Below are 2978 nucleotides of genomic sequence, written 5' to 3' on the forward strand. Positions count from 1 at the left end.
CTGGGCCGCCGGGGGCGGGGGCGGCCTGCGGGGCGGGAGCCTGCGGGGCGGTGGCCTGCGCGGGGATGCCCGGCGCCGGGGCGTGACCGCCCGGCACGGGGGCGGGGGCGGGAGGAGCCTGGGCGTGCGTGCCCTGCACGGGCAGCGGGGCGGGGGCCAGCTGCTGCAGGCCGCCTGGGTGCCCCGCGAGGGGCGGTACGGCGATGCCGTGGGCCGGCGTGGTCGCCGGGTGCTGCACGGGCGGCGCCGGGGCCCAGGGGCCGGGCTCGCCGTACGGCGGAGTGTTGTAGGGGTCGGGGTCGTGCAGCGGCTTCTGCTGCTCGCCAACGGGAACCGCAGGCGCGCCGTGCGCACCGGAGGGGGCAGACGTACCGGACGACGCCGCCGGGGACCCCGGCGACTCCGTCCCGCCCGCCGCCGACCCGTGCTGCTGCCCGTTCTCCGAGCCTTGGGCCCTCTCCGGGCTCGCGGCCGCCTCCGGGGCCCCGGCTGACTCCAAGGCCTGGGCCGGGAGCTCGTGTTGCCCGGTCCTCCCGGTCTCGGCGCCGATCGCCCCCGTGGTCGCGGCCGCCCGCAGGGCCTGGACCGGGGACCCGGGCTGCCGGGCTTCCCCGCCCGCAGCCCCGGTCGCCTCCGAGGACTCAACCGTGCTCGGGGCCTGGGCCATGGGCCCGTGCTGCCCGTTCTCCGGGCCCTCAGCCACAGCCGAGGACTCGGCCGCCTCCGCAGCCCGGGCCGGCTCGTGGACCCGGACTGGAGACCCTTGCTGCCCGGCCTCTCCGCTTTCGACCTCGGTCGCCCCCGAGGAGTCAACCGGCCGCCGAGCCCCGCCCGGGCGTATGGCCTGCTGCTCGGCGGTTGCTGCGCCGCCGGAGGCTTCCGGTACCGGCGGGGCCGGGGTGGCCGGGCGCTCCAGTTCGTAGTCGCCCTCGTGATCGGCGGGCCGCTGCGGCCGGGCCAGTTCGAAGTCGGCGTCGGCGGGCCGGGGCTCGCCTCGGGCCGGCTCCGGCGTGCCCTCCCGTTCCCCCGACGGCCCCGGCTTCCCCTTGTTCATGCTCTCCCCGCAGCTGGTCACGGCCGGCCTGTCGGTCCCGGCCGCAGATCATCGACTCCGTGGCGCGCTCGGGCCAGGCCCGGGCGCGCCTGATGGATTCAATCAGGTCCGTCCGCCCACGCGCAGGGGGCGATTCAGCGAACCGTGCGGGAGGACGGCGTGGGTCCGGCCGTCGGCAGCAGGTCCGGGGTCTTGATCCCGGACTTGGCGGCCCAGTCGGTGAGCACCGGCGGTGCCGTCGTGCCGAGGGGTCGTATCAGCGGGGACACGGGGGCCGCGTCGCCCACGGCGGAGGTGCCCTGGCCGTGCCCCGCTCCCGGAAGCAGCGGTGCCGACACCACCGTGGGGGCGGTCGGGGCGTCACCGAACGTGCCCGTGCCGTGCATCTGGCTGAGCAGCGGGGCGGCGCCGCCGCGGCGGCGCTGTGTCTCGGCGGCGACGGCCGCGCCGGTGCCCTGGGTGCGCGCCGGCGTCACATTGCTGCCCTTGCCCGAGCCGCGCATCTCCGCGTCGGTGGGGGCCATGGTGGCGACCCCGCCGAGCGCGATCGCGGCCAGCGACACCGCTCCGGCGGCGACGAAGGCGAAGCGCAGCCCGCGCGAGGACGCCCGGTCGTGCTCGGACCGGCTGACGTCGTGGATGCGGAAGCCGCGGTCCGGCGACGGGCCCAGCGCGGGGGCGTGCCGCCGCGTCGGGGCGTAGGCGAACTCGAAGCGGTCGCCGCGCCGGGCGCCGAAGACGCCGGAGCCCGTGCCCGGCAGCCCTCCGCCCAGCGGTGAGCCGCCGCCGAGGTCGCCGCCCGCCGGCAGGCCCTGGAGGCGGGCCAGCAGGCTCGCGGACGGCGGTGGGGGTGCCGCCTGGGCGAAGACGCTCTTCAGGCGGCGCTGCTCGTCCACCTCCGCCTTGCACCGGGCGCAGGTGGCGACATGCGCGAGGACCCGCTCACGTGCGTCATGACCGAGCTCTCCGTCCACCAGGGCGGAGAGTCGGTCTCCCAGATGCTGCTCGGCGAGGTGTCCCTCGGAAGACTTCGGTCGTGATCCGCTCACGCGCCCGCGCCCCCTCCTCCCAGTGCGGCGACTCGCGGCACGAAGGAGCGGCGGTCCGCCCGGGCCTGCGGCGAGCGGTGCGCAAGAGCCTTGCGCAGCTGCGAACGGCCGCGGTGGATCCGGGAGCGGACCGTGCCGAGCTTGACGCCGAGGGTCGCGGCGATCTCCTCGTACGACAGTCCCTCGATGTCGCACAGCACGACGGCGGCGCGGAACTCGGGGGCGAGCGTGTCCAGGGCCTGCTGGACGTCCGCGTCGAAGTGTGCGTCGTTGAAGACCTGCTGAGGTGTGGGCTCCTTGCTGGCCAGCCGCTCGGCCGCGTCCTCGCCCAGCGCGTCGAAGCGGATGCGCTGCTTGCGGCGGACCATGTCCAGGAAGAGGTTGGTGGTGATGCGGTGCAGCCAGCCCTCGAAGGTGCCCGGCGTGTACGTCGACAGGGAGCGGAAGACGCGGACGAAGACCTCCTGGGTGAGGTCCTCGGCGTCGTGCTGGTTGCCCGTGAGGCGGTAGGCGAGCCGGTAGACCCGGCCGCTGTGCATGCTGACGATCTCCTCCCAGGTGGGCGGAGTCCACGTCTGCCCGTCCGCGTCGGTGGCGAAGCTCGCGGTCTGGGCCGGGCCCTCGGCGGACCCGGCGGCGTGGCTGTGGTCAGCAGCGGTGTCGTTCACGGATTTCGGCCTGCCCGCCGATGGGAGGAAGCGCCGCAGCACTCCGCCCCGGTCTCCGGGCGCAGCCGCACCTCCCCTGTCGGCTCTGGTGGTGTCCAGTGGAGCCCCTACCATAGCCACCTCGCCCGTTAGCTCCGGATAAGCGGTTTTACGAAAATTTGATGTGGGCTGCCATGGCTCGTACGACTGCGTCAGCACTTGCTCGGC

At 75.7% G+C, this 2978-nt stretch carries 2 protein-coding genes and 1 pseudogene; all 3 read right to left on the minus strand.

All coding sequences use genetic code 11. The annotated features are described in order from the left end of the window. Positions 1-1054, minus strand: a pseudogene (locus ABD207_RS25130) (hypothetical protein); the annotation flags it as partial. 134 nt (positions 1055-1188) lie between these two features. After that, entirely contained in the window at positions 1189-2103 is a 915-nt protein-coding gene (locus tag ABD207_RS25135; protein WP_344015401.1) for an anti-sigma factor family protein, read from the minus strand. Next, complete coding sequence (gene sigE / locus ABD207_RS25140) at positions 2100-2885, minus strand: RNA polymerase sigma factor SigE (protein ID WP_344015403.1); 786 nt, start codon at positions 2883-2885, stop codon at positions 2100-2102. Before sigE ends, ABD207_RS25135 begins: the two co-directional genes overlap by 4 nt. Between the last annotated feature and the right edge of the window lie 93 nt (positions 2886-2978).

This window comes from Streptomyces thermospinosisporus, from assembly GCF_039526425.1.
Lineage (GTDB): Bacteria > Actinomycetota > Actinomycetes > Streptomycetales > Streptomycetaceae > Streptomyces > Streptomyces thermocarboxydovorans.

Coding starts and splice junctions, on each gene's coding strand:
- sigE (WP_344015403.1), bottom strand. CDS start 2,885: ATGGTAGGGGCTCCACTGGACACCACCAGAGCCGACAGGGGAGGTGCG.